The sequence below is a fragment of the Paraburkholderia lacunae genome, from assembly GCF_003353175.1.
Classification (GTDB): domain Bacteria; phylum Pseudomonadota; class Gammaproteobacteria; order Burkholderiales; family Burkholderiaceae; genus Paraburkholderia; species Paraburkholderia lacunae.
Map to the genome: position 1 here is coordinate 33853 of NZ_QHKS01000018.1, position 26573 is coordinate 60425.

21 protein-coding genes are annotated in these 26573 nt (G+C 60.5%); 5 read left to right on the forward strand and 16 right to left on the reverse strand.

Annotated features, from left to right (window positions below):
* Positions 1 to 70: 70 nt before the first annotated feature.
* Complete coding sequence (gene hrpA, locus DLM46_RS25100) at positions 71 to 4483, reverse strand: ATP-dependent RNA helicase HrpA (RefSeq protein WP_115105057.1); 4413 nt, start codon at positions 4481 to 4483, stop codon at positions 71 to 73.
* 23 nt (positions 4484 to 4506) lie between these two features.
* On the opposite strand from hrpA, the gene argA reads away from it, so the two are divergent.
* The 3 genes from argA (at position 4507) to proP (ending at position 8618) form a co-directional block, all read left to right on the forward strand.
* Positions 4507 to 5895, forward strand: a complete 1389-nt coding sequence (argA, locus tag DLM46_RS25105; protein ID WP_115105060.1) for an amino-acid N-acetyltransferase — start codon at positions 4507 to 4509, stop codon at positions 5893 to 5895.
* Between the two features lie 208 nt (positions 5896 to 6103).
* The gene (locus tag DLM46_RS25110; protein WP_115105062.1) at positions 6104 to 6379 is read left to right on the forward strand and encodes an oxidative damage protection protein; all 276 of its coding nucleotides are present in this window, start codon (positions 6104 to 6106) and stop codon (positions 6377 to 6379) included.
* A 736-nt stretch (positions 6380 to 7115) separates the two neighbouring features.
* Positions 7116 to 8618 carry a glycine betaine/L-proline transporter ProP gene (proP, locus tag DLM46_RS25115; protein ID WP_244306365.1) on the forward strand — a complete coding sequence of 501 codons (1503 nt, stop codon included), beginning with the start codon at positions 7116 to 7118 and terminating at the stop codon, positions 8616 to 8618.
* A gap of 236 nt (positions 8619 to 8854) precedes the next feature.
* Here the strand turns inward: proP and DLM46_RS25120 are convergent, their stop codons facing one another.
* Complete coding sequence (locus tag DLM46_RS25120) at positions 8855 to 9742, reverse strand: SDR family oxidoreductase (protein ID WP_115105065.1); 888 nt, start codon at positions 9740 to 9742, stop codon at positions 8855 to 8857.
* Between the two features lie 98 nt (positions 9743 to 9840).
* Between DLM46_RS25120 and DLM46_RS25125 the strand changes: the two genes are divergently transcribed.
* Both DLM46_RS25125 and DLM46_RS25130 read left to right on the forward strand, forming a co-directional pair.
* Positions 9841 to 10668, forward strand: a complete 828-nt coding sequence (locus DLM46_RS25125; RefSeq protein WP_115105067.1) for a helix-turn-helix transcriptional regulator — start codon at positions 9841 to 9843, stop codon at positions 10666 to 10668.
* 356 nt (positions 10669 to 11024) lie between these two features.
* Positions 11025 to 11291, forward strand: coding sequence for an RES family NAD+ phosphorylase (locus tag DLM46_RS25130; protein ID WP_244306362.1), 267 nt, complete (start codon positions 11025 to 11027; stop codon positions 11289 to 11291).
* Positions 11292 to 11629: 338 nt separating this feature from the next.
* Here the strand turns inward: DLM46_RS25130 and DLM46_RS25135 are convergent, their stop codons facing one another.
* The 14 genes from DLM46_RS25135 to DLM46_RS25200 form a co-directional block, all read right to left on the reverse strand.
* A complete protein-coding gene (locus tag DLM46_RS25135; RefSeq protein ID WP_133300375.1) occupies positions 11630 to 12019 on the reverse strand; it encodes a hypothetical protein in 390 nt (129 codons plus the stop codon).
* Positions 12020 to 12121: 102 nt separating this feature from the next.
* Positions 12122 to 13231, reverse strand: a complete 1110-nt coding sequence (locus DLM46_RS25140) for an ABC transporter ATP-binding protein (protein WP_115105073.1) — start codon at positions 13229 to 13231, stop codon at positions 12122 to 12124.
* An 18-nt stretch (positions 13232 to 13249) separates the two neighbouring features.
* Positions 13250 to 13966, reverse strand: coding sequence for an HAD-IA family hydrolase (locus tag DLM46_RS25145; RefSeq protein ID WP_115105075.1), 717 nt, complete (start codon positions 13964 to 13966; stop codon positions 13250 to 13252).
* Positions 13963 to 14829 (reverse strand): carbohydrate ABC transporter permease, encoded by an 867-nt coding sequence (locus DLM46_RS25150; RefSeq protein ID WP_115105078.1) that lies wholly within the window; start codon positions 14827 to 14829, stop codon positions 13963 to 13965. Before DLM46_RS25150 ends, DLM46_RS25145 begins: the two co-directional genes overlap by 4 nt.
* Positions 14826 to 15758 carry a carbohydrate ABC transporter permease gene (locus DLM46_RS25155; protein ID WP_115105081.1) on the reverse strand — a complete coding sequence of 311 codons (933 nt, stop codon included), beginning with the start codon at positions 15756 to 15758 and terminating at the stop codon, positions 14826 to 14828. Before DLM46_RS25155 ends, DLM46_RS25150 begins: the two co-directional genes overlap by 4 nt.
* A gap of 73 nt (positions 15759 to 15831) precedes the next feature.
* A complete protein-coding gene (locus DLM46_RS25160) occupies positions 15832 to 17166 on the reverse strand; it encodes an ABC transporter substrate-binding protein (protein WP_115105083.1) in 1335 nt (444 codons plus the stop codon).
* Between the two features lie 104 nt (positions 17167 to 17270).
* Complete coding sequence (locus DLM46_RS25165; RefSeq protein WP_115105086.1) at positions 17271 to 18047, reverse strand: L-iditol 2-dehydrogenase; 777 nt, start codon at positions 18045 to 18047, stop codon at positions 17271 to 17273.
* A 109-nt stretch (positions 18048 to 18156) separates the two neighbouring features.
* A complete protein-coding gene (zwf, locus tag DLM46_RS25170; RefSeq protein WP_115105089.1) occupies positions 18157 to 19617 on the reverse strand; it encodes a glucose-6-phosphate dehydrogenase in 1461 nt (486 codons plus the stop codon).
* A gap of 34 nt (positions 19618 to 19651) precedes the next feature.
* Positions 19652 to 20935 carry a D-tagatose-bisphosphate aldolase, class II, non-catalytic subunit gene (locus DLM46_RS25175; protein WP_115105091.1) on the reverse strand — a complete coding sequence of 428 codons (1284 nt, stop codon included), beginning with the start codon at positions 20933 to 20935 and terminating at the stop codon, positions 19652 to 19654.
* Entirely contained in the window at positions 20928 to 21914 is a 987-nt protein-coding gene (locus DLM46_RS25180; protein ID WP_115105094.1) for a tagatose kinase, read from the reverse strand. Before DLM46_RS25180 ends, DLM46_RS25175 begins: the two co-directional genes overlap by 8 nt.
* Positions 21907 to 22911, reverse strand: a complete 1005-nt coding sequence (locus DLM46_RS25185; protein ID WP_115105097.1) for an ABC transporter permease — start codon at positions 22909 to 22911, stop codon at positions 21907 to 21909. Before DLM46_RS25185 ends, DLM46_RS25180 begins: the two co-directional genes overlap by 8 nt.
* The gene (locus DLM46_RS25190) at positions 22908 to 24389 is read right to left on the reverse strand and encodes a sugar ABC transporter ATP-binding protein (RefSeq protein WP_244306363.1); all 1482 of its coding nucleotides are present in this window, start codon (positions 24387 to 24389) and stop codon (positions 22908 to 22910) included. Before DLM46_RS25190 ends, DLM46_RS25185 begins: the two co-directional genes overlap by 4 nt.
* Before the next feature lie 77 nt (positions 24390 to 24466).
* Complete coding sequence (locus tag DLM46_RS25195) at positions 24467 to 25369, reverse strand: substrate-binding domain-containing protein (RefSeq protein ID WP_115105101.1); 903 nt, start codon at positions 25367 to 25369, stop codon at positions 24467 to 24469.
* A 21-nt stretch (positions 25370 to 25390) separates the two neighbouring features.
* Positions 25391 to 26206, reverse strand: a complete 816-nt coding sequence (locus DLM46_RS25200) for a DeoR/GlpR family DNA-binding transcription regulator (RefSeq protein WP_115105227.1) — start codon at positions 26204 to 26206, stop codon at positions 25391 to 25393.
* Between the last annotated feature and the right edge of the window lie 367 nt (positions 26207 to 26573).

Here is a 26573-nt window from a genome sequence, read left to right on the forward strand (position 1 = left end):
GCAAGCCGTTAGACAAATGTCAGCGTCAAGCCGACCTGCTGGACGCCGCCCCGCCCACCTCACCCGCCGCTCAGCGCTGCATCGATTCCCACACCTTGTAGAGACGCTTCACCGATACCGGCATCGGCGTACGCAGCTCCTGCGCGAACAGCGAAATCCGCAACTCTTCCAGCAGCCAGCGGAATTCTGACAAGCGCGGATCCAGCACGCCGCCGCGTTGCGCCAGCGCGCGCTGGTAGTTCTGCAAGAGCGGCTGGAATTCGGCGAACTGCCGGGCGTCGCGCGCGGGGTCCGCTTTCAGTTTGTCGACGCGCAGCGCGATGCCTTTCAGATAGCGTGGAAAATGCGCCAGCTGCGGGTACGGCGTGTCGACGACGAAGCGCTTGCCGATCAGTCCATCGAGCTGGTTCTGCATGTCCGCATGCGCAGCAGCGAACGCCTTCGCCTGCACCAGCTTCTTCGTCACGGTGGCGTATTCGCTCAGAATCTGCCCGACCAGCCGCGAGATTTCCTGGGCCAATAACGTCAGACGGCTGCGGCCTTCGTCGCGGCGCGTGTGGAAACCGACGTCGTCGTCGGGCAGCGGATCTTGCAGACACGCGCGATCGAGCGCGGTGTCGATCAGTTGATCGCGCAATTCTTCCTGCGTGGCGCGCGGCATGAACTGCATCGCCATTTCGCGCAGACCCGGAAGATTCTTCTCCAGATACTTGATCGGCTCCTTCAACTGCAACGCAAAGAGACGCCGAAGCCCCGCGCGATGAATGCGCGCGGCTTCGTCCGGCGAATCGAACACTTCGACGTCGCAGTGGGTGCCGCGATCCACCAATGCCGGATAGCCGAACAGCGTCTGCCCGCCGCGGCGAATTTCGAGCAGCTCGGGAAGCTTGCCGAAATTCCACGTCGTGAGCTTTTCGTACAGCGCAGTGGCGGGCGCACCACCTTGTGGCGCAGTCTGCGGACCGGCGGGCCCGCCCTTGCCGCGCTGCCCGGCGTTCGTCGACGCCACCGGTGCGGCGACGCTGCCGCCGCCCGCATCCGCCAACGCCGCGCCGGCCGCGCCCGCCGCGATCTTCTGGAAATGCTGCTGCGCCTGGCCGCCCAGTTCGGCCCGCAGTTGCGCCAGGTTGCGGCCCATCGCCAGCTGCCGCCCATGCTCGTCGACGACCTTGAAGTTCATGAACAGATGCGGCGTCAACGTCTCGAGCTTGAAGTCCGATTGCTTCATCGCGATTTGAGTCTGCTCGCGAATGTCGGCGATCAGCGATTCGAGCAGACCGCCCGCGCCGAAGCGCGGACCGCCATGCCGCTCGACAAAACCCGCCGCGTAGTCCGGCAGCGGCACGCAATGACGCCGCAGCTTCTGCGGCAGCGACTTCAGAAGCAGTTGCGTCTTCTCTTTCAGCATGCCGGGCACGAGCCATTCACAGCGCCGCGCGTCGACCTGATTCAGCGCGTAGAGCGGCACCGCGAGCGTCACGCCGTCGCGCGGCGAACCGGGTTCGAAGTGATAGGTGAGCGCCATTTCGACGCCTGCCATCGTCATCCGCTTCGGGAACAGATCGGTTGTCACGCCGGCGGCTTCGTGCCGCATCAGATCGTCGCGCGACAGATACAGCAGGCGCAGCTTGTCTTCCGGCTGGCCGCTCTTGTTCAGCTCGTCGCGATACCAGCGCTCGAACGACGCGCCCGTGTAGATGCCTGGCGCAATCGCCTGGTCGTAGAAGCCGAAGATCAGTTCGTCGTCGACCAGCACGTCCTGACGGCGCGATTTGTGTTCCAGCTGTTCGATATCGGCAAGCAGCTTGCGGTTGTGCGCGAAGAACGCGAGCTTCGTATCGAACTCGCCTTCCACCAGCGCGCCGCGAATGAACAATTCACGCGCGCGCGCCGGGTCCTGCTTGCCGAAACTCACGCGCCGCCGGTGATAGATCGGCAGGCCGTAAAGCATCGCGCGTTCGAACGCCGACACCTGCGCCGCGCGCTTTTCCCAATGCGGCTCCGAGAGCGACTTCTTCAGCAAATGCGCGCCGATCCGCTCGATCCACTCCGGCTCGATCTTCGCGATGCAACGTGCGTAGAGGCGGCTCGTCTCGACCAGTTCGGCGGCCATCGCCCACTTGCCCGCCTTCTTCACCAGCGCGGAACCCGGCCACAGATAGAACTTGATGCCGCGCGCGCCGAGGTAATGCGGTTCGTCGTCGGCTTTCAGGCCGATGTTGCCGAGCAGCCCGGTCAACAGCGCGAGGTGGATCTGCTCGAAGGTGGCTTCGGCCTCGTTCAGACGCCAGCCGTGTTCGCGCACCACCGTCAGCAGTTGCGAATGCACGTCGCGCCATTCGCGCAGGCGCAGTTGCGACAGGAAATTCTTGCGGCATTCGTCCTGCAACTGCCGGTTCGACTTCTTGTGCGCGATCGCTTCTTCGAACCACGTCCAGATTTTCAGCCATTGGAGGAATTCGGAGCGCTCGTCGGCAAAGCGGCGATGCGCCTGATCGGCCTGCTCCTGCGCTTCGATCGGCCGGTCGCGCGGGTCCTGCACCGACAACGCGCTAGCGATGATCAGCACTTCCTTCAGCGCCTGCTGATCGCGCGCGGCGAGAATCATCCGGCCGACGCGCGGATCGAGCGGCAAGCGCGCGAGTTCGCGGCCGAGCGGCGTGAGCTGGTTGTCGTCGTCGACCGCGCCGAGTTCGTTGAGCAGTTGATAGCCGTCGGCGATCGCGCGGCCCGGCGGCGGTTCGATGAACGGGAAGGTTTCGATCGCGCTCAGGTGCAGCGACTTCATCCGCAGAATCACCGACGCGAGCGACGAGCGCAGAATTTCCGGATCGGTGAAGCGCACGCGGCCCTGGTAGTCGCTTTCTTCATACAGACGAATGCAGACGCCATCGGCGACCCGGCCGCAACGCCCCGCCCGCTGATTCGCGGCGGCTTGCGATATCGACTCGACCTGCAACTGCTCGACCTTGTTGCGATACGAGTAGCGCTTCACGCGCGCAAGGCCCGTATCGACCACATAGCGAATCCCCGGGACCGTCAGCGAGGTTTCGGCGACGTTGGTCGCCAGCACGATGCGGCGCGCGTTCGAGGTGCGGAAAACACGCTCCTGCTCGGCGGCCGAGAGGCGCGCGAACAGCGGCAGAATTTCCGTATGCGGCGGATGATGCTTGCGCAGCGCCTCGGCGGCGTCGCGAATTTCGCGCTCGCCGGGCAGAAAGACCAGCACGTCGCCGGGACCTTCGCGGCACAACTCGTCGACCGCGTCGACGATCGCTTCCATCAGATCGCGATCCCGATCTTTGCCAGATTCGCGCTGGGTTTTCGGCCTGTCGCGCGATCCACGCGGCGACGACGACGCCGAAGTCCCTTGCGCCGCCTTCACCGCCGGACTGTCTTCCACCACCGGGCGGTAACGCACTTCGACCGGATAGAGACGGCCGCTCACTTCGATCACCGGCGCGGGCTTTTCCTCGCTGCCGAAATGGCGCGCGAAACGGTGCGCGTCGATCGTTGCCGAGGTTACGATCAGCTTCAGATCGGGGCGCTTGACGAGAATTTCCTTCAGATAGCCAAGCAGAAAATCGATGTTCAGGCTGCGCTCGTGCGCTTCGTCGATGATCAGCGTGTCATACGCTTTCAGCAGCGGATCGGTCTGCGTTTCGGCGAGCAGAATACCGTCGGTCATCAGCTTGACCGAGGCGCCGGGCGACAGATTGTCGGTGAAGCGCACCTTGTAGCCGACCACTTCGCCGAACGGCGTGCCGAGTTCTTCGGCGATGCGGCGCCCCGTCGCCGACGCGGCGATCCGGCGCGGCTGCGTGTGGCCGATCAGGCCGGTGCCGCCGGCGCCGAGGCCACGCCCCAAGGCGAGGCAGATTTTCGGCAACTGGGTCGTTTTGCCCGAGCCCGTCTCACCGCAGACGATCACCACCTGATGCTGCCCGATCGCGCGCGCGATCTCTTCGCGGCGGCCGGACACCGGCAGCGCTTCGGGGAACGCGATCGGCGGAATCGGATTCGGCTCGACCACGCGCTGCGGGCGCGGCTGACGCGGTTCGCGCGGTTCACCGCGCGGCTTGCGCTCGGCATCGCTCGCTTGCGGCGTTGCTTGCGGCGTTGCTTGCGGGGTTGTTTGCGGGTTTTTTTGCGCGGGCGCGCCGGATTCGCGGCGAAGCTGGCCGCTCCGCGCCATTGCGCCGCCTGGCCGCCTAGCACGCGCGTCGCCGCGCTTCGGCTGATTGGGAGCACTCGCGCTGGCGGGCTGCGCGCCTGATTCGTGGCGAGCGCCCTGCGGCGGATTTTTTTTCTGCGCCGACGCTTGCGCGGCATCAGCGGCACGGCTCGGCTCGCGCGCCGCCGACGGCGTGTTGCGCGGCGCGTCCTGCGCATGACGGCGCGCAGCGTCGCCGGACTTCACCTGATCGGTGGCCGGCGCCGGATTCTCGTTCGCCGTAGCGGGACTTTTGGGTACATTCGACATGGGGGCGCATTATAATCCCCGGCATGAATTCCCAAACCGACCTCGTCCCCGCGCCCGCGAGCGTTCCGGCCCCCTCCGGAGCGACGGAAAACCTCGCACAGCACGCGCAATTCGTCGACTGGATGCGCTCAGTCGCCCCGTACATCCATGCGTTCCGTAACAAGACGTTCGTCGTCGGGTTCGGCGGCGAGGTGGTGCATCAGGGGCTCCTGAATGCGCTCGTCTCGGATATCGCATTGTTGCAGGCCATGGGCATCCAGATCGTCCTGGTGCACGGCTCGCGACCGCAGGTCGAAGAGCAAATGAGCCTGCACGGCGTGGAGTCGGAGTTTTCGCACGGCATGCGCATCACGGATGCGCGCGCGCTGGAGTCGGCAAAAGAAGCGGCCGGCGAAGTGCGTCTGGATATCGAGGCCGCGATCAGCCAGGGCCTGCCGAACACGCCGATGGCGCATGCCCACATCAGCGTGGTGTCCGGCAACTTCGTGACGGCGCGCCCGGTCGGCATTCTGGACGGCGTCGATTTCCAGCACACCGGCGTGGTGCGCAAGATCGACGCAGATTCGATCCGCCATTCGCTCGCGAGCCGCAAGCTGGTGCTGCTCTCGCCGCTCGGCTTCTCGCCCACCGGCGAGGCGTTCAATCTGTCGATGGAAGACGTCGCGTCGGCGGCGGCGATTGCGCTGCGCGCCGACAAGATCGTGTTCCTGACCGAAACGCCGGGCCTGATGGAAGCCGGCGAAGACGGTCCCGAACTGATCCGCGAACTGTCGCTCGACGACGCCTACAAGCTGCATGAAAGCGGCGAAGTCACCGGCGACGCCGGTTTCTACCTGAAGCACTCGATCCGCGCGTGCCGCGGTGGCGTGGCGCGGGCGCACATCATCCCCTACGCGCTCGACGGCAGCCTGCTGCTCGAACTGTTCCTGCACGACGGCGTCGGCACGATGATCTCGTACGAGAACCTGGAAAGCCTGCGCGAAGCCACGCCGGACGACGTCGGCGGCATTCTCTCGCTGATCGAGCCGCTCGAAACGGACGGCACACTGGTACGGCGCGGCCGTCACCAGATCGAACGCGACATCGACCATTTCTCCGTGATCGAGCACGATGGCGTGCTGTTCGGCTGCGCGGCGCTGTATCCGTACACGCAGGAGCGCATCGGCGAAATGGCGTGTCTGACAGTCGCGCCTGAAGCGCAAGGCACCGGCGACGGCGAACGGCTGTTGAAGCGCATCGAGCAGCGCGCGCGGGCACGCGGTCTCACGCGAATTTTCGTGCTCACCACGCGCACCGAACACTGGTTCCTCAAGCGCGGTTTCGTCAAGGTAACGGTCGACGACCTGCCGGAGGACCGCCGCCGGCTCTATAACTGGCAGCGCAAATCGCTCGTGCTGATGAAACAGCTCTGAGCGTCCCCATATGAAGCGACTGCCCGCCCCAACATTGATACAGTAACCATTTTTCATGGGACCGGAGTAAGTGCTGAAGCACTAACTACAGTAACCATTTTTCATGGGACCGGAGTAAGTGCTGAAGCACTAACTACAGTAACCATTTTTCATGGGACCGGAGTAAGTGCTGAAGCACTAACTCCGGTCGACACAGGAGAAGCACAGCATGACTCGTTTGGTTCAATGCGCGAAGCTCGGCAAGGAAGCCGAGGGCCTCGATTTCCCGCCGCTGCCGGGCGAGCTCGGCAAGCGGATCTACGAAAGCATTTCGAAGGAAGCCTGGCAGGCCTGGTTGAAGCAGCAAACCATGCTGATCAACGAAAACCGCCTGAACATGGCCGATCCGCGCGCACGCCAATACCTGATGAAGCAAACCGAAAAGTTCTTCTTCGGTGAAGGCGCCGATACGGCACAGGGTTATGTGCCGCCAACGGCTGAGTAAGCGCTTCCGGCTGCACGCTGTCAGTTTCAGTCCCGCGGACAGCGTCAAGCGCCGGTACTGAGCCGGATAAAAATCCGCGCCGCGTGCGCGGATTTTTATCGTCCGCTTTTTAGCACAATTGCCGTTCTTCAGGGCGCCGCCGGTTTCTCCAAACTGTACATTTCGGGCTGTTTTCAGGCCGCTCATCCCCGCCGCTGCGATCCGCCCAATCCCCCGCCCCGCAAGGGATTGAACCTCTCCCCAAGCCCTCGCCGGATGCCCAGTTTGCACGATCCTCTGTCATCGTGCTACTATGTGCGCCGTTCCAACAGCAATTCACCTTCATTCGCGTTCGGTTCATTGTGGCGCACACACAGTGCGTGCAGCCCTTCTGGATTGGACAGTTTTTTATACAAGAAGGCTTGTCGGTCATTTCACCGTTTCATCTCGCTACATAGGTGGTGGTGAGCGGCGATCCAGCACCGGCCTTTTTCGTTTCGAGCCTTTCAGCGGCGCGCGGGCCAGCTTTCAGCCACCTCTGCGTCCTCATGCATCTGCCCCCCTTCCACGGCCACGCAGATGCAACAGTCAGCACAATCTTGACGAGTGTTTTTTCGCGAATCGTTCGCGAGGCACGGGCGTTTTGTTTTCCTTTTTGCGTCCTCAACTCTTGCGCCGTCTGCGGCGAGGGAGATACCAGCGCCCCGATCGCGAAACTGCACTTCCCAGCAACCGTGGCGGAACATTCATGCGCATCATGAGTTTCGTCGCAGTCATTGGAGTTTTCACCTTGACCGCTTCCAGCAACGGCTTCTGGCGACATCACAAAGAAGAACAACGCCTCTCTCCCGACGACATCACGATCGTCGATCAATCTCTCCTCAAGCGTGCCGTCGGCGCGATGGCGCTCGGCAACGCAATGGAATGGTTCGATTTCGGCGTGTACAGCTACATCGCTGTCACGCTCGGCAAAGTGTTCTTCCCGTCGTCGAGCCCGTCCGCGCAGCTGATCGCCACCTTCGGCACGTTTGCCGCAGCGTTCCTCGTACGGCCGGTGGGCGGCATGGTGTTCGGGCCGCTGGGCGACCGCATCGGCCGTCAGCGCGTGCTGGCGATGACCATGATCATGATGGCGCTCGGCACCTTCGCGATCGGGCTGATTCCCAGCTACGCGTCGATCGGCATTCTCGCGCCGGCCTTGCTGCTGGTTGCGCGTCTGGTGCAGGGCTTTTCGACCGGCGGTGAATACGGCGGCGCCGCCACCTTCATCGCCGAGTTCTCGACCGACAAGCGCCGCGGCTTCATGGGCAGCTTCCTCGAATTCGGCACGCTGATCGGCTACGTGCTCGGCGCCGGCACGGTTGCGCTGCTGAGCGCGACGCTGTCGAACGAAGCGCTGCTCACGTGGGGCTGGCGTGTGCCGTTCCTGATCGCAGGGCCGCTGGGCCTGGTGGGTCTCTACATCCGGATGAAGCTCGAAGAAACGCCGGCGTTCAGGAAGCAGGCCGAGCAGCGCGAAGCCGAAGACAACGCGCTGCCCAAGCAATCGTTTCGCCAGTTGCTCGTGCAGCAGTGGAAACCGCTTTTGCTGTGCGTCGGACTCGTGCTGATCTTCAACGTTACCGATTACATGGCGCTGTCCTATCTGCCGAGCTATCTGTCGGCCACGCTGCACTTCAACGAAACGCACGGTCTGTTCCTCGTGCTGGTGGTGATGGTGCTGATGATGCCGATGACGCTCGCAGCCGGCCGTCTGTCCGACACGATCGGCCGCAAGCCGGTGATGCTGTTCGGTTGCGTGGGTCTGTTCGTGCTGTCGATTCCGGCCTTGCTGCTGATCCGCATGGGCGAGATGCTGCCGGTGTTCGGCGGTCTGATGATTCTCGGCACGCTGCTGTCGTGCTTTACCGGCGTGATGCCGTCGGCGCTGCCGGCGTTGTTCCCGACGAAGATTCGCTACGGCGCGCTCGCCATCGGCTTCAACATTTCGGTGTCGCTGTTCGGCGGTACGACGCCGCTCGTCACGGCATGGCTGGTTGACCGCACCGGCAATCTGATGATGCCCGCGTACTACCTGATGGGTGCGTCGCTGATCGGCATCGCGTCGGTGTTCGCGCTGCGCGAGACGGCGCGCAAGCCGCTGCTCGGCTCGGGTCCGTGTGTCGCGACGCGCGCGGAAGCGCACGCCGTGCTGCGCGGCGAACTCGAAGCGGCGGAGATGGACGAAAACTATGCGGCGGCGGCAACGGCGCGCGCATGATCCTGCGGCTCGATGCTACGGGTTGATGCTGCGGGTTGATGCTGCCCGGCACTGCGTTAGCCACTGAGTCGTCAAGCTGGAAAACGGGCAGGCAAATAGGAACTGCCCCCGCAGAGTTGGACAGTTTGCGTTCAGATTTGAGCGGGCTGAGTTCTGTACATCGCAGGACTCAGCCCGTTCAACTTCAGCTCGATGAGTTTGTGTTTGTTGTTGCCTGCGCAGCAAATATCGCGCGACTAGACGTAACGGGCTTCGTCGAGATCGGCGATCAGCGTGGGACCGGTCGGCTTCCAGCCCAGCCGTGCCTGCGTCAGCACGCTGGAAGCAGGCATATCCAGACCGACGAACATCGCCATCCATCCGAAATGCGCCGCCGCTTCTTCCGCGGCGATCGACACGACCGGCAAGTTCAGGCCGCGTCCAAGCGACTCGGCGATTTCGCGGCTGCTGATGCCCTCTTCCCCCACCGCATGATAACGAGCACCCGGCTCACGCTTTTCTATCGCGAGCCGATACAGACGCACGACATCGGAAAGATGACCCGCGGGCCAGCGATTACGTCCCTCACCCACATAGGCCACCACACCCTTCTCCCGAGCGATGGCGACCAGCGGCGTGATAAGGCCCTGCTTGAAAGGATTGTGAACTTGCGGCAGCCGCATCACCGACACATTGATACCGGCTTCAAGCAACGCATGACCCGCCAGTTCCGACCCGATACGCGGATTGGGGTGGCGGGTGTTGAAGACATCTTCGCTCGCCGGTTCGCCGTGCTCGCCGCTGCCCACTCCCGTCCCGGACGTGATGAGCAGCGGGCGATCGGAGCCGGTGAGCGCGGAACCGAGTGCGGCGATGGCGCGCTTGTCCTTTTCGCAGTTCTCGACGAAGTTCGAGAAGTCGTGATCGAAAGCCGCGTGGATGACAGCGCCCGCTTTCGCCGCGCCATCGCGCAAGCTCGCGGTGTCCTCCAGAGTTGCGCGATGCACTTCGGCGCCCGCATCGGCAAGCGCTTGCGCGCCTGCGTCCGAACGCGTCATGCCGATCACCTGATGGCCGGCTGCGATAAGCTCGGGAACGAGGGCCGAACCGATAAAACCTGTCGCACCCATAAGAAAGATACGCATAGTGAACTCTCCTTGTTTGTCACCCGTTCACTATCCGATCATTTCTTATCCCGTTAAAGTAGTGATCTCATCATAGTAAAACGACTAACAGGGTTCCCATGTCAGTCAATTCGGCTCGATCGCTCGGCGATTTTCTGCGCAGCCGCCGCTCGCGTCTCGATCCCGCGAGCTTTGGATTTTCCGGACGCAGACGAACGCCAGGGCTGCGCAGGGAAGAAGTCGCGCAGCGCGCCCATATCAGTCCGACCTGGTACACATGGCTCGAACAGGGACGGGGCGGCGCGCCGTCGTCGGAGGTGCTGGAGCGCATCTCCAGCGCCCTGATGCTGACGGATACGGAGCGCGAACATCTCTTCATGCTTGGGCTGGGACGGCCGCCGGAAGTCCGCTACAAGTCGGTCGAGGCCGTCAATCCCCGCTTGCAGCGTCTGCTTGATTCGCTCCAGACGAGCCCGGCAATCATCAAGACCGCCACCTGGGATGTCGTTGCGTGGAATCGTGCCGCGGCTGTCGTGTTGACGGACTATGCTGCGCTTCCCGCCGGCCAGCGCAATATCCTGCATTTCCTGTTTCGCAATCCCGCCGTCCGCGCCAAGCAGCACGACTGGGAAAGCGTCGCCCGTTTCGTCGTGGGCGCCTTCAGGGCGGATGTGGCGCGCGCCGGTCTTGTGTCCGAGGTTGGCGCACTCGTCGACGAGTTGAGTCGTGTCAGCCCGGAGTTCGAGGCCTTATGGCGCGATAACGAAGTGCTCGGTCACGGCGACGCGGGTGGCGTGAAGCGCCTGATGCATCCAATACTGGGATCGATCGAGCTGGAATATTCGGCATTCTCCGTCGATGGCCGTCCGGACCTCGGCATGATCGTCTATACCCCGCTCGACGGTGCGGTGGCCGAGCGCATCAAGCTGCTTGCCTCGCAGGGGTGATGCTTAGGTTCAACGAAGCGGCGCGTATGCCGAGACGTTGTCGCTGATTGAGAGCATGGAGTTGATTGTCGCGGCGAGCGCGCAAGATAACACTCACATTCGAATCTCACTGAAGCGGTCAATGGTCCTTCGTTCTTACGTACGGCCAACTGCACCGAAACAGAAACAGGGCTGAGTAAGCTCAGATACAGTCTCCGTTGTGCCGCTCTCGCTAGATCTGACCTCTGAACGTCTTATCTGGCGGGCATTCCGGGTAGATTTTCAATCTGTTGGAAACCCTTGTCCAGATCGACGAAGGTTACTTCGCCTGATGATCCTTTGGAGAGTAAGCAATTACGCGGATCTGAGAGGTATAGGTGGGCGATGACGTTCCAGTTGCTGAGATCGCTGACGCTGATGTTCCGGACGACTGGCGGCAAAATCTCGACTGGTCACGCGGCGCGGGCACGGAGTGGCTGCAGATAGAAACGAGCGCGGTGTTGAAGGTACCGAGCGCGGTCGTTCCCTTCGCCCACAACTTTCTGTTCAATCCAGCCCATCCCGCCGCTGACGCCGTGAGGATTGCCGACGCACTCCATGTAAAGCACGACGACCGGATCCTCAAGCTTCTGACTCGGGGCTGAATATCCGTTCTGTCCACTTGGCCCTCAACCAATATCCGCAGTTGCCTTAATGGCGCGATCAGAACGCACGTTGGTAACCGCGATCCCGCGTCCTATGGGCTTATCGCCGGGTTTATGAACGGCTGCTGTCGGGCAGGCGCGATCGCCTCTTGTCGACCCTATTCAGTCAGTCCACTGCGCCGGACTTCGGGCCGTTTTCCTTGCTTAAGCGGACGTCAGACTGCGTCCGAATGAGAACAGTCTGCACGAAGCATCGAGGTCACAATCAGGTGTGCGCTGGGCTATAGGGAGCATCTCCAGCCCTGTGAATTCCTATGAAACAGGGGAAACCCCCAATGCTATCTGGATTTCGAGACCGTCGCGGTTGCCCATTGACTCAGTTCGCTCACCCGCTCAAGCACGCGTATAACATCTCCGGCGTTGGCGCTACCAAGCTGAAAGTCATGTTCGGTGATCATCGTACAAAGGGCATCGAAACCGTCGGCCGAGAGTTTCCAGGTCTTGAACCGAAGTCCTTCCTGAGTCGCCTTTGCGATTGCCTGCTCCGCCTTGCGTGTTTGCTGATGATCCAGTCGACCATGTCCGCAATCAACAAGCAGGCCCGCCGCAAGCACCATCTCCAGCAAGGCCTGAGCTGCCGCAGCATTGCCTTTCCCGACTTTCATCGACTCGAGTGCGACGTGATAACGCAACGAAAACTGGTCGCCGATGTAAGCGGGAATTGGCATTACAAGCGGATCATCTGCGTAATGACCGTCCCTATGCGTCGCGAACATTGAAAGCATCATCTAAGCGGGGATTCGCGTCATTGACATATAGGCAGAGCCGACTCAGGCAGCCAAAGCATGAGTGCCGGCCCTTTTGAATGCCATGCCGCCGGCGTCGAAGACGTGGCAGTGCTCAGGCGCTACCGACAAATACAGTTCGTCGCCGTGTGCATGGCGTTGGAGCGGAGGAATGCGGGCGATCAAGCCCTCCGCAGCCACAACGTTTTCGATATAGAGATACGCGGCATCTCCCAGTGATTCCAGCGCCATCACCTTCGCCTTCAGGCCTTCGGGAGACGAGCTCACATGCAAGTGTTCCGGCCGCACACCCACTGTGACCTTGTCACCGGGTCGAGCGTTACCCGCTTCGACGGCTGCGTGCTGCATTTCCCCGGTAACGAACTTGACCACAATGCCCTCCCGACCGACTGAGTGCACGGTTCCGTCAAGGAAGTTCATTTTTGGCGAGCCAATGAAGCTGGCGACGAAGCGATTAGCCGGCGCGTGGTACAGCTCATTGGGCGTACCAACCTGCTCAATGTTTCCGGCCGATAGCACGACGATCTTGTCCGCAAGCGTCATCGCCTCGACCTGATCGTGCGTCACATAGATCATCGTCGTCTTGAGTTCGTCGTGCAGGCGTGCGAACTCGAGTCGCATCTTCACCCGCAGCGCCGCATCGAGATTTGACAGCGGCTCGTCAAACAGGAACACCTTCGGCTTGCGCGTGATCGCGCGGCCGATCGCGACGCGCTGACGCTGGCCGCCTGACAGCTGTTTCGGCTTGCGCTCGAGCAGATGATCGATGTGCAGGATCTTCGCCGCATTGCGTACGGCTGCGTCGATCTCGGGTTTCTTCGCACCCGCGAGTTTCAGGCCGAACGCCATGTTGTCGAACAGCGTCATGTGCGGATAGAGCGCGTACGACTGGAACACCATCGCAATGCCACGTTTGGCTGGCACAACGTCGTTCACCCGAATACCATCGATTTTCAGATCGCCGCTGCTGATTTCCTCCAGCCCGGCGATCATTCGCATGAGTGTCGACTTGCCGCACCCGCTCGGGCCGACAAATACAACAAATTCACCGTCCTGTATGTCCAGGTTGATGTCTCGCATCACTTCATGTTCGTCGTAGCGCTTGCTCACGTTACGCAAGTTAAGGCCTGCCATAGTACGTCTCCTTGTCCTTCATTCGGCCGTCGACGCCGACGGTGTGAATGTCATCTCCCTGATCCACTCTTCAGTGAGACCCGGGAGTTGCTTCATGTGACTAAAAGTCTCTTTCACCCCAGCGCCACGGAGTTTGCTAGCCTGCTCCTCCGGGTTGTGCGTGCCTCCCGTGTAGCCCAGTACGGTCATGCCTGCCACAACTGCGGCTGTCGCGCCGGCAACACTGTCTTCGACAACGAGGCAACGCCGAGGCTCGACCGCCATCCGCTGTGCAGCGAGCAGATACACGTCTGGCGCGGGTTTGGGATTGGCCACCATGTTGGCGGCGAACAACCGTTCCGCGAAAAATCTGTTCAGACCGGTGCGTTCAAGAATCTGCGACACATAGTCGGAAAAACTGTTGCTGGCACACGCTTTCATTAGCGGTATGTTTGCGAGTGCCGCGTCAATCCCATCCACCATAGGTGCCTTGATCGCCGCTGCCTGGACGGTGCGGTGGATTGTTTCCATTTCCCCCGTCGACAGCGTCCTGCCAAGCGTCGACGCCGTTGATTGAAGTACATGCTCGGTGCGGAAGCCGAGCAACGGCATCACAACGGCCGCCACATCTGTACCGGGCCAACGCTGCTCTAACTCGCGCACGATCGTCGCGCCCGCAATGGTCTCACTGTCGATGAGTACGCCGTCGCAATCGCAGATCAGCGCAAGGTTGGCTGCCAACTTGCCTGCCGTCATTTGACCGCCCCGAACGTAAGGCCGCGCACCAGTTGCTTCTGCGACAACCAGCCGACGATCAGGATCGGCGCGACCGCCAACAGCGAAGCCGCCGACAGCTTGGCCCAGAACAGCCCCTCAGGACTCGAATACGACGCGATGAACACGGTTAGCGGCGCCGCGCTCGAACTCGACAGGTTGATGCTCCAGAACGCTTCGTTCCACGACAGGATCACGAGCAGCAGCGCGGTGGACGCGAGTCCGGGCAGCGACATCGGCATCAGCAGATAGACGATTTCTTGCCACGTCGCGGCGCCGTCGATTCGCCCGGCTTCGAGAATGTCGCGCGGAATTTCAGCGAAGTACGTGAACGACATCCACACTGCGATCGGCAGATTGATCAGCGTGTAGACGATCACGAGACCCGACACCGTATCGAGCAGCCCGCTGTTCTTCCACAGCAGATAGATCGGCACCAGCACGCCGACCGACGGCATCATCTTCGTCGAGAGCATCCACAGCAGCACTTTCTGCGTGCGGCGCGTCGGGAAGAACGCCATCGCGTACGCGGCCGGCACGGCGAGAAGCAGGCACAGCACCGTGACGCCCGCCGAGATCAGGATCGAATTCCACGCGAACGAAAAGTAGTTGCTGCGTGCAAACACTTCGCGAAAACTGTCGAGCGTCGGGATGAAAAACAGCGACGATGAATACGCCTGCTGCTCCGTCTTGAACGCGGTGATCGTCATCCAGAAGATCGGGAAGAACAGCAGCAGCGCAATCAGCCACGCGAGGATGCCCGGAATGCTACGCCTGACGGCGGCGAACGGTGAAGCGGTGGACGAGTGGGTGGTTGTAGCGGGTGTAGCAGCAAGCTGGCTCATTTTTCGTACTCCCCTTTCAGGTTCTTCGCGAGCATGCGCACCAGGAAGAACGACACGATGTTCGCGAGCACCACGGCGAGAATCCCGCCAGCGGAAGCAAGGCCCACGTCAAACTGCTGGAGACCCAGCGAGTAGATCAGGTACGACAGATTGGTAGTCGCATCACCCGGACCTCCCCCCGTGGTCGTGTAGATTTCAGCGAAGATCGACAGCAGGAAGATGGTTTCCATCATCACGACCACCGCAATCGCGCGCTTCAGGTGCGGCAGCGTGATGAAAAAGAACATCGCAAGCGGACCGGCGCCGTCGATCTTCGCCGCTTCCTTCTGTTCCTGGTCGAGCGACTGGATCGCGGTGAACAGGATCAGAAACGCGAACGGCAGCCACTGCCACGCGACGATCATGACGACGGCCGTCAGGGGATATTCGGCGAACCAGTCGATCGGCGCGAGACCGATCGCGCGCATGCCCTGTGCGATCAGGCCATAAACCGGATGCAGGATCATGTTCTTCCAGATCAGCGCGCTGACCGTCGGCATCACGAAGAACGGCGCAATCGCAAGCAGACGCGCGATGCCCTGGCCGTAGAATTTCCGGTCAAACAGCACCGCCATCAGGACACCACCCACCACGGTAATCACCAACACCGCAATGATCAGTTGCAGCGTGTGGACGATCGACGGACCAAACGACGGATCGGTTGCCAGAAACCTGTAGTTGTCGATACCGGCGAAGCCTTTGACGTCAGGACTCAACAGGTTGTAACGCGAAAACGAAAACCAGATCGTCATCGCAAGGGGAATCACCATCCACAGCACGAGCACGCCTACTGATGGCATGACCAGCCAGCGTGCGGATGACGAACCTTTCTGGTCCAGCCCGCCGGCTTGCGCGACTGGCGGTTGAGCGGAAGAAGCAACTTGCTGCATGATCGTCTCACCTGGGAGTTCGCGGAGGCACTGGCAGTTGCCAGCGCCTCCGCATTTTCAAAACAGTCCGGCCTTACTTCTGGTAGCCAGCCTGACGCACCGCGCGGTCAGCGGCAGCATTTCCCGCCTTCAGCGCCGATGCCACGTCCGTCTGTCCAGCAACAACACCGGCAATGGCCTGACCCACAACGGTCCCGAATGACTGGAACTCGGGGATACCGACAAACTGAACGCCTGAGTATGGAACCTTCTTGATTGTCGAATCATTCGGGCTAGCCGTTTCAATCGCCTTCAGAACGAAGTCGCCGAACGGCGCGGCCTGCTTGTATTCCGCGCGTGCGTAGGTCGACTTGCGCGTCCCCGGCGGAACCGAAGCCCAGCCTTCGTCTTTCGCCACCAGTTCGATGTACTGCTTCGAAGTCGCCCACTCAGCGAACTTCTTCGCAGCGTCCTGGGACTTGGAAGTCTTGGGTACCGCAAACGACCAGGACCACAGCCAATGCGATCCTTTGGGTGTCACGGCAACCGGCGCCGCGGCGAAGCCGACTTTGTCTGCAACCTGTGATTGAGCCTTGTTGTAGAGCATGCCAGCCGCGACCGTCGCGTCAATCCACATGGCGCACTTGCCCGACGACATTAGTGTCAGGTTTTCGTTGAAGCCGTTCGAACTGGCTCCCGGGGGGCCGTCTTTCTTCAGCAGGTCCGAGTAAAACGTAATCGCCCTGTTCCATTCGGGCGTATCAAGTTGGGCCTTCCAGTTCTCGTCAAACCATCGCCCGCCGTAGGTGTTGACTACCGTCGAGACGTACGCCATGTTCTCGCCCCAACCCGCCTTGCCGCGAAGACAGATGCCATACACGCCGTTGGCCTTGTCGGTCAGCTTGTCGGCGAACTCCTTGATCTGATCGTAGGAAGGCTGATCCGGCATCTTGAGACCCTTAGCCGCAAACAGGTCTTTGCGGTAGAAGGTCATCGAACTCTCGACGTAGAAAGGCAGTGCCCACAACTGGCCATTCGAAGACAGGCCGTCACGCCCGGTCTTGACGACATCGTCAAGGTCGTAATCGGCCGGCAGGTTGTTCATCGGTGCCAGCCATCCGCGCTTGCCCCACTGCGGCGCCTCATACGTCCCGATGGCGACCACGTCGAACTGACCACTGTTTGTCGTAATGTCGGTCGTCGCCCGCTGACGCAACACGTTCTCTTCGAGAATCACCCAGTTGAGTTTGATATCCGGATTTGCTTTCTCGAAATTGGCCGAGAGCTTCTTGAGCTCGAGCATGTCCGGATTGTTGAGCGTTGCAATCGTCACGGTCGCTGCACTTGCAAGCTGCGCTGCGCAGAGGGTAACGCCGGCGAGTACCGCCTTGCGGATCACCGCTCGGCTCGTTGAGGCTTTCATCTTCATGTCTGTCTCCGTTGTTTTGTTACTTTCGGTTTGGGGGTGCTACTGTGTATCGCCGCTCCCTCCGGTTTCCCATTCGTCGTGGAACGGCTTCCTGCCAACCCGGATCAACTCATCCAGTTACCGCCGTCCACGTTGAGCGTCTGCGCGGTGATGTAGTCAGCGTCTGACGACGCAAGGAAAACCGCCGCACCGGTCAGCTCATCCGGTCGACCCATCCGACCCAGCGGGACCGACTCGCCTACCAGACGCTTCTTTTCGCCGATCGGGCGGTTCTCATAACGTGCAAAGAGCGCATCAACGTCATTCCACATTGGCGTGTCGATGACACCTGGTGCGATGCCGTTGACATTGATGCGATGAGGCGCAAGCGCGAGCGCAGCTGACTGCGTGTAACTGATGACGGCAGCCTTGCTGGCGCAATAGTGCGACACCAGCGCTTCGCCTCGACGTCCAGCCTGAGACGCCATGTTGATGATCTTGCCGCCGCCACCCTGGTCGGCCATCTGCTGGGCGACCCTCTGCATCAGGAAGAACATCCCCTTTACGTTCACCGCGAAAATCCGGTCAAAAATCTCCCACGACTCGTCGAGCAACGGACGCATGTCGAATACGGCAGCGTTATTGAAGAGAATGTCGACGCGCCCGAACTGGTCGATTGTCGAACGCACGATGTCTTCAATGCTGTCGCGATTGGTGACGTCCGCCTGGAGCAGCAGCAGATGGCTTTTGTCCGCATCCGCGTAAGTCGCTTCGAGTTCCGACTTCGGCCTGACATCAACGACAACGACCTTGGCTCCTTCATTCAGATACCGGCGAGCAACCGACTCGCCGATGCCCGTTGCGCCACCCGTCACGATGGCAATCTTGTCTTTCAGCTGCATCCTGCATCTCCTCAGATGGAAAACATCTCTCTCGATGGCCCTTGCGGTGACAGATTAGGACTACTACGTTGATTGAATAGATGATCTCGTATCTTTACCCGACCCGTCGCTAGTTCTCCTCCTCCAACCAGCAGGTACCATGTTGCGCCAGCAACGCACTCGCCGAAGCAGGCCCCCACGTTCCGGCCGCGTAGGGCTTCGGAGTTCCCTCGCCACGACCCCACGCCTTCAGAAGTGGGTCAACCCACTTCCATGCCGTTTCCTGCTCATCCCGCCGCACGAAAAGCGACAACCGGCCATGGATCACGTCGAGAAGTAGACGCTGATAGGCTTCCATCTGCGCCTGCCGGAAGAACTGGTCGAACGCCAGATCCAGATAAACGTTCGCCAGATTCATCCGTTCGCCTGGCTTCTTGGCCTGGGCATAGAGGCGGATTGATTCGTTGGGCTGCAACCGGATGACCAGTCGATTCGGCGCGGGCGCGCTGCTACCAGTCGCATCGATGGCCGAATGCGGAACGGGCCGGAAATTCACGACGATTTCAGCCATCCTGCCGGCGAGCCGCTTGCCTGTCCGAAGGAAGAACGGAACCCCAGCCCAACGCCAGTTTTCGATTTCAACCTTCAGCGCAACAAAGGTTTCCGTGATACTTGCGGGGGTAACACCCTTTTCATCCACATAGGCGGGAACGGACTGACCGCGTATCACACCGTCACGATACTGACCGCGGACTGCCATTGATGGAACATCTGCTGGTTTGATAGGCTTCAATGCTCGCAGCACGCGCAGCTTTTCGTCCCGAACACTATCGGAATCCATTGAATGCGGCGGCTCCATTGCTACAATGGCCAGCAGCTGAAGCAGGTGGTTTTGCACCATGTCGCGCAGCGCACCAGTCGAATCGTAGAACTCGCCGCGGTCTTCGGCCCCCAGTTCCTCGGCAATGGTGATCTGGATGTTGGAAACCCATTCGCGGCGCCAGAGCGGTTCAAACAGGACATTCCCGAACCTTAAGGCCAGCAGGTTCTGGACCGATTCCTTACCCAGATAGTGATCGATCCGGTAGATTTGCTGTTCTTCAAACAGTTCACCTACCGCGTCATTGATCGCATCGGACGAATGTAGATCATGGCCGAGCGGCTTTTCCAGTACAACCCGTGCGTTGACGTTGAGCCCCACCGCGGCCAGCGCCTGACAGGTCGGCACGAACAGGGACGGACCAGTAGCCAAGTAAAAGACTCGCACGCCATCGATATCATCAAGCACCGCTTTCAGCGCAAGGAAATCAGATTTGGCTGACAGGTCAAGCGGCAGATACGAGATCCGCGCCAGGAATTCGATCCAGGCAGGATCGCCGGCCACGCCCGAGGGAAGGTGCTCGGGCACGTGCGTCGATATCCAGTTGCGGTAGCCATCGGCATCCAGTTGGCCACGGGCGACCCCGACGATTCTCCCGTCCGCAGGCAACAAGCCCGCACGATGCGCTTCAAAGAGAGCGGGCAGGATCTTGCGCTTGGCGAGATCCCCTGTTGCGCCGAACAGGACGAAGGCAAAGGATTCAGGTTTCATTGCGGGTTTCGGTCTGGTCTGAGCGAGGTGCACTTCATGCTGTGCACGCAGCGGCGTACACACCAATGACTTCGCGAATCTTGCTCTGGATGAGGCTCATCGGAGACGCATCGATCAGCCCACGCCTGAATTGCCAGTATTGTTCTGGCAGGTAGCGGCTGAGCAGGTTTTCGGAAATGGTGACGTCCGTCAGGTTGCTGATCAGCTTCTGAGCCGCCGTGTCGATCTCCGGCTCCGCCCAGTAATATCTGACGCGATCGCTATAGCTGTACGTTCTCAGCAGCCGCTTTTCCCGCTCGTCACCGTGGTAATACCTCTCCCAGTTACCGGGTTTGGAAAGCATGATCCTCTCCACTACCTCACGCAGATTCGACCTTGCCCCTGGGGCAACGAGTTCGGCCTCGATGTCGGCAAGCGCATAGAGTGCTTCGCGCAGGGCAAAGGTGACCCCCGGGCCAACCTTGAGAATGGCGAACCCATCCTGCACCAGTGCACGGAGGGACTCCGGCTTCTGGTAGTCAGTGGAGTGAGCCTCGAAGACCATCCCCGGCAACTGTTCAAGAACGTCGGAAAGCTTCGTGGCAAGCTCAGGCTTGTAATCCACGACCTTCGTATGATCGAACTCAACGCCGGGTTGCACGACGAGCGCAATCACGCGTTGCCAGGCATCGTCAAGGCCTCGATCGCACCACGCGTTGCGATGGACGGCGACAGTGTCCAGGGCGGCATCCGGATGCGTTACCTCTACCGTATCCAGTGCTTCGGCGGCCCCACCAGGGACCGGAACCTCCGTACCGATGATGTACACCGGTTTTTCGCTTTTTCCTTCGCGCCCCGCGGAAGCCTCGGCGATTGAACACAGGCGTGAGGCTCTCTCTGCGACGACATCGTCCGAGAGACGCGCCGGATCGCCAGCACAACTCATGCTGGTGTCCAGGTGAATTTTGGTGAACCCTGCCGCCACGTAGGCATCGATGAGAGCCTCGGCGCGTTGCATGGCTTCCTCCGCAGGCAGGCTGCGCCATGCGTTGGGTCCGAGATGGTCGCCACCGAGGATCAGCCTCTCGCGAGGCAGCCCAACGCGATCGGCGATGAGATGGACGAAGCGGACGAAATCTGCCGGCTTCATGCCTGTGTAACCACCGAACTGGTCGACCTGATTCGATGTCGATTCGACCAGCAGTGGCGTATCGTCGTCAAGCGCCTGTTTCATTGCAGCGCCCAGCACCCATGGATGTGCCGAGCAGATCGAATAGATGCCCTTGAGCTTCTTCGCTGCGCGCTCATCTCCCGACAGGCGCGATACAACATTAACCATGATCTTGCTCCGAAGTTTTCGCAATGAATTCGTCGAGTTGGGCCAGTGTCGCCGTGCCCTCCATCGGGCCACGGAACGTCACGGCTCGCGCGCCGGCCGCGCATGCGTAAGTCAGTGCCCTCTCGACACCGAACCCTTGCGCTCGACAAGCGATGTACGTCCCGCCGAAGCAGTCTCCGGCACCAGTGGGATCGACCTCTTCGACAGGCAGTGCTGGCAGGTTCAGTTCGGTCGTCCCGTCGTAGTAGCTGCATCCGTCCTTTCCACGCTTGACCACGACTTCACGCACGCCACGCTTCAAAAGCTCTTCGATGGCGCCCTGTTCGCTGCTTGCACTGGCGAGCAGCATCACCTCATGGCCGCTCGGCAGGAAGACATCGGTGTAGTCCAGAATGAAGTCGAGTGCCTCGCGCATCTCGGGAATGCGGAGCATCTCCTTGCGGATGTTCGGGTCAAAACTCACCGTGCCACCATGTACCTTGACGGCTTCGATGACCTTCTTCATTGCTTCGATGATGCGGAAAGAAAACAGCGACGAACCCATCACGTGAAAGTGACGGCATTCCTTGAGCAGATCGTCCCGGATGTTGCCGACGGAAAGGTGCCCGGAGGCGCTATTCGAGATGTTGTAGATAAAGTCCCGATCGCCGTCCTCACGGTAGGTGACAAATGCACTGCCCGTTGTTGCAGTCTTGATCACCGAGATACCCGAAGTATCAACGCCGTCAGCACGTAGGCGCTCGACATTGAGTGCACCGAAGTCGTCATCGCCGACGCAACCAATCATGGAGCAGCGGCTGCCTGCTTTGGCGACCTGATCAATGAAGATGGCAGGCGCGCCGCTCGCGTATGGGCCGATCAGCGTGCCCGGCCTGCGGAATGACTGTCCACGCTCGGTGGCCATGATTTCGACGAGGATTTCGCCCATCGTCAGGATGTAGCCAGCTTTGCCGGCCTTATGCAGTTCAGTGTTAGCCATGGCGCTTCTTGGTTTGAACATCGATGCAAACGGCGACAAGAATGACGACGCCCTTTACGATCAGTTGATAAAAGTAGGGAACACTCAGCAGATTCATGCCGTTATTGATGACGCCAATGATGAGTGCGCCGATCAACGTGCCGGCTATCGTGCCGTAACCGCCGCTCAGGCTCGTACCACCGAGCACGGCCGCCGCAATCGCGTCCAGTTCATAGCCGAGACCAGCATTGGGCTGGGCCGAATACAGGCGCGATGTCATCAGCACGCCCCCGATGCTCGCCATCAGCCCCGAGATCATGAAAATGACAATCCGCAACCGTTTTACATTGATGCCCGAATACAGCGCTGCTTCGCGATTCCCGCCGGCGAGATAAGCCTTGCGACCAAACACGGTTTTCGACAGGAGAAAATGGTTGACGGCCAGCAGGATGCCCAGAATCCAGATGGGTATGGCGATGCCGAGAAAAGTGGCATTACCGAGCGCAGCGAAACGATCATCGTCGATCGAGATCGGCACGCCTGCCGACGTGATGTAGGCCAATCCCCGGAAAACACCCATTGTCGCGACCGTGACAATGAACGACGGGATGGTCAGCATCGAAGTGAGCGTGCCGTTGATCAGCCCGAGAACCAGTCCCGCTGCCATCGCGACGATGACGGCCAGTGCTGGATGCAGTCCATGCTGCATCGCGAAGGCCGCGATCGTCCCGACGAGAGCCATCACGGCGCCAACTGAGAGGTCAATGTCACCCAGCAGCAGGACGTACGTCATTCCGAAGCCGAGGATGGCGATAATCGACACCTGCATGACGATGTTCAGCAGGTTGCCGAGCGTCAGGAAGTTTGACGACAAGACCGCAAACAGTACGCAGAGCAGAACGAGCCCGCACACGATTCCGCCATAATGACGAATCCATTTGGACAGTGCAGTCACGGTGCTTGTGCGTTCGCCCGTTTCGTCCCGACTGGCACTTGCGGTGAGGTCAGATGGTTTCATGCTTGTGCTGCTCCTGTTGCATACGACATGACGGTCTCCTGAGTCAGTCCAGTCGTCTCGAATTCCTTGACAAGGCGCTTCTCACGCATCACCACGAGACGGTCGCTCATGGCCAGCGCCTCTGGTAGTTCCGAAGAGACCAGAATGATCGCAGTGCCCGCTTCAGCGAGTTCCCGCATCATGCGATAGATCTCGAATTTCGCGCCGACATCAACGCCACGGGTTGGCTCGTCAAGGATGAGCACTTTAGGTTTGAGCGAAAGCCATTTCGAGAAGACAACTTTCTGCTGATTGCCCCCACTCAGGTCCCCAACTGCCTGGTGCGGGCCCGCCGTCCTGATCTTCATGCGAGCAATAGCATCGCGCGTCTCGCGTTGCTCAAACCTGCTGCTGAGAATGCCGAATCGAGAACCCATTCTTTGGAAACTGGCCATCGTGACGTTCCGCGCAATCGAATGCATAAGTACGAGGTCTTCGTGCTTTCTGTCCTCTGTGACGAACGCAATACCGGCTGAGATCGCGCTTTCCGGCGAGCGCAGGCGCAGCGTCCTGCCACCCATCACAATCTGTCCCGTCGGACATTCGATGCCGAACAGCGCGTTCATCACGTCGGAGCGTCCTGCCCCGATGAGACCGAAGAATCCGAAGATTTCACCTGGTCTGACACCGAAACTGATGTCGTGAAACTTGCCATCAATCGTCAGATTCCTGACCTCCAGCAACGGCGCACGACTGGCATCCAGAGGCGTGGTACGCGAAGGATAGACATCGCTCATTTCGCGCCCGACCATCAGATTGATCAGCGCACCAATCGTCGTCTCGTTCTTATCGTGCGTAGAGATGTACTGCCCGTCGCGCATCACCGAGATGTCATCCGAGATTCGCATGATCTCGTCCATCCGATGCGAGATGTAGACGACGGCAGTTCCTCGTGCCTTGAGTTTCGTCACGATGTTGAACAGCACTTCGGCTTCCCGGTCGCTCAACGACGACGTAGGCTCGTCCATGATGACGAGTTCCGCATTCCGGCTCAGTCCTTTCGCGATTTCGACGAGTTGCCGCTGTGCCATCGACAGTCGCGCGACCGGAGCACGTGCATCGATAGCGATCCCGAGGTCGTCGAGCAGATCCTGCGCCTGCCGGAATAACGATTTGAAGTCGACGATCCCGAACCGCCGCGGCTCATGGCCCGCGAAGATGTTCTCGGCCACGCTCAGGTTGCTCGCGAGGCTGAGTTCCTGATAGATGATCGAAATGCCGGCCGCCTGGGACTCGGACGGGTTGGCAAATGCGACACGCTGTCCGCGCAGGAGCAGTTCACCCCAGGTCGGTTCATGCACGCCCGCCAGGATCTTCATCAGGGTCGACTTCCCGGCACCGTTTTCGCCCAGAATCGTGTGGACCCGGCCACTTCGCAACGTCAGCGAAACGTTCCTGAGCGCTTCGACAGGGCCGAACGATTTGGCGATCGACCGCAACTCTACGAAAGGGGAGCCGGCGTGATCGGCGAAGCGCGCGCCCGATGCCTGGGCGCTCAGGCTATTCGGGCTCGCGTTCATTTTGCGGCTTCGTGCAGATAGACCCCGGGCGTCACCGGGATCAGTTTCGCAACCTGTTGCTTCCCGGCGACCTTCACGGCCGTATCGACAGCGACAGCGCCCATTTTTTCGGGGTACTGACGGATTACGCCAACGAAATTGGGGTTCTTGTCGACCGCGGCACGCGCTTCCGGCATGCCATCGAAACCGATCACCTTGACATGGTTACCCTCGGACTTGCCAGCTACCGCTGCCGCCATCGCGGCGTCGTCTCCGAACCCGAAGATGCCATCAAGGTCCGGGTGGGCCTGGAGCATGTTCTGCGCCGTCGTCAATGCTTCGGCTCGCGTGACACCCGGCTGGACGGCGACAACCTGTACGCCAGGGCAGGCACCGAGAGCCTTCCTGAAACCCGTAACGCGGTCGATCACCGACTGGACCGTCGGATAGTCGATCACACCAACCTTGCCTTTGCCGCCGAGGACTTTGCACATGAGCTGTCCCGCCATCTGGCCGCCTGCATAGTTGTCGGTCGCGATGTGGGACGCAACCTCGACCCCTTGCGCGCCAATGTCCACCGTAATGACAGGGATGCCAGCCCGCTGGGCGGTCATCACGGCCGCCTTGACGCCCTTCGAATCTACCGGCGACAGCACGATGACATCCACCTTGCGTGTGACGAAGTCCTGCACGTCGGCGATCTGCTTGCTTAGATCCTGATTGGCGATCGAAATGTCGAGCTTCGCATTGTCCTTCTGCGCTTCCTGCTTCATCGCATCAGCCAGCGCAACGTAAAACGGATGCTGCTGCGTGAGAAGGGATGCGCCGATCGTGACCTGACCAGCTTGCACGAAAGGAGCGGCGGCAAAGGCGGCAGTGGCAGCCATGGTTGCCGCAATGCGTTTGGGCGTCAACTTCATGTGTCTCTTCCTCTGATAGGGTTAGGTAGTGGATTTGCGGAACTCCAGAATTCCGCTTTCCCTTCTGTGGAGCTGAAGACCTTTGCGTGGCATCAGCTCCATTGTGGGTGGATCGATTCCGTCATCAATCAGTAGCGCGTCAACGTCGGAAACGTTCGCGAAGACTTCACCATCGCGCTCATTCAGCTGCGGCTGGTACGCAACGACGATCGTTCTGGTAGCCGCCCGCCGCGCCGCCTCAAGCACGCGAGCCACAGCCGGGTCTGCGCAAAGCAGGTTGCCGTCGCGGTCGAGTCCTGAGGCCTCCAGGAAACACAGGTCAATTGATCGCCGCGTCAACGAGGCTTCCGCGTCAGGGCCCGTCATGACCGTGGCACCCTGTTCCAGCTGGCCACCCGTCAACAGCAGCTCGCAATGCAGAAAGCGCTGTGCCGTTTGCGCCATCCCAATGTCCTGCATCAGCAGGGCAAGATTTGAGCGATCAGACAGGAACGGCAGGATTTTGTGAACGATCTCGCCGGCGCCCATCATTAGCGACTCGTGATCGTCAACGGCCTCGGCGGCAAAACGGGCGATCATGGTTTCGGACGCCTTGCGCGTTGCCCCATCCGCCACAGGCATCAGGACGTTGTCCCCAGGCTTCTGCGCGAGATAGCGGGCCTTGCCGAACGACCGGGCGAGATAACGCTGCTGCTCCAGATAGGTCAGGTCGGTGCGGATAGTGACGCTCGAAACGTCGAACGCCTGGCTGAGCTCTTCGACCGAAACCTCTCCGCGCTTGCGGACCAGTTCGACGATCTGCAGCCGCCGCCTCAGGGAACTCTTGTTTGACAGCATGTCTCCAATCTCGAAAGAAAACGCTTTTGTTTCGAAAGAGTTTAGTTTCGAATCGAAAGAATGCAAAGCGATTTTTGTCGTACTCAGCCTGGGGTTTGCCCTGGTCATGTGGCGGCTGCAGACAAGAGAAATCGGCTGCCTGAGGAAAATCGAGGTCAGCAGACTTGGGGGTTACTGGGACCGCCAATGAAGGACGGTGGCAGGACGCTCAACAAGCTATCCCGCAGGAAGGGAATCGATGCAGCATGTTGCGCGCTCCAGGAACAGCTTAATGAAGCGCGGGCCCGGTCAAGCGGGCAACCTGTGCAAGAGGTTGGAAATCCGCAAGGAATGCTCGGTCGTAATTTCAGGGTTATGCGTGCGCGGC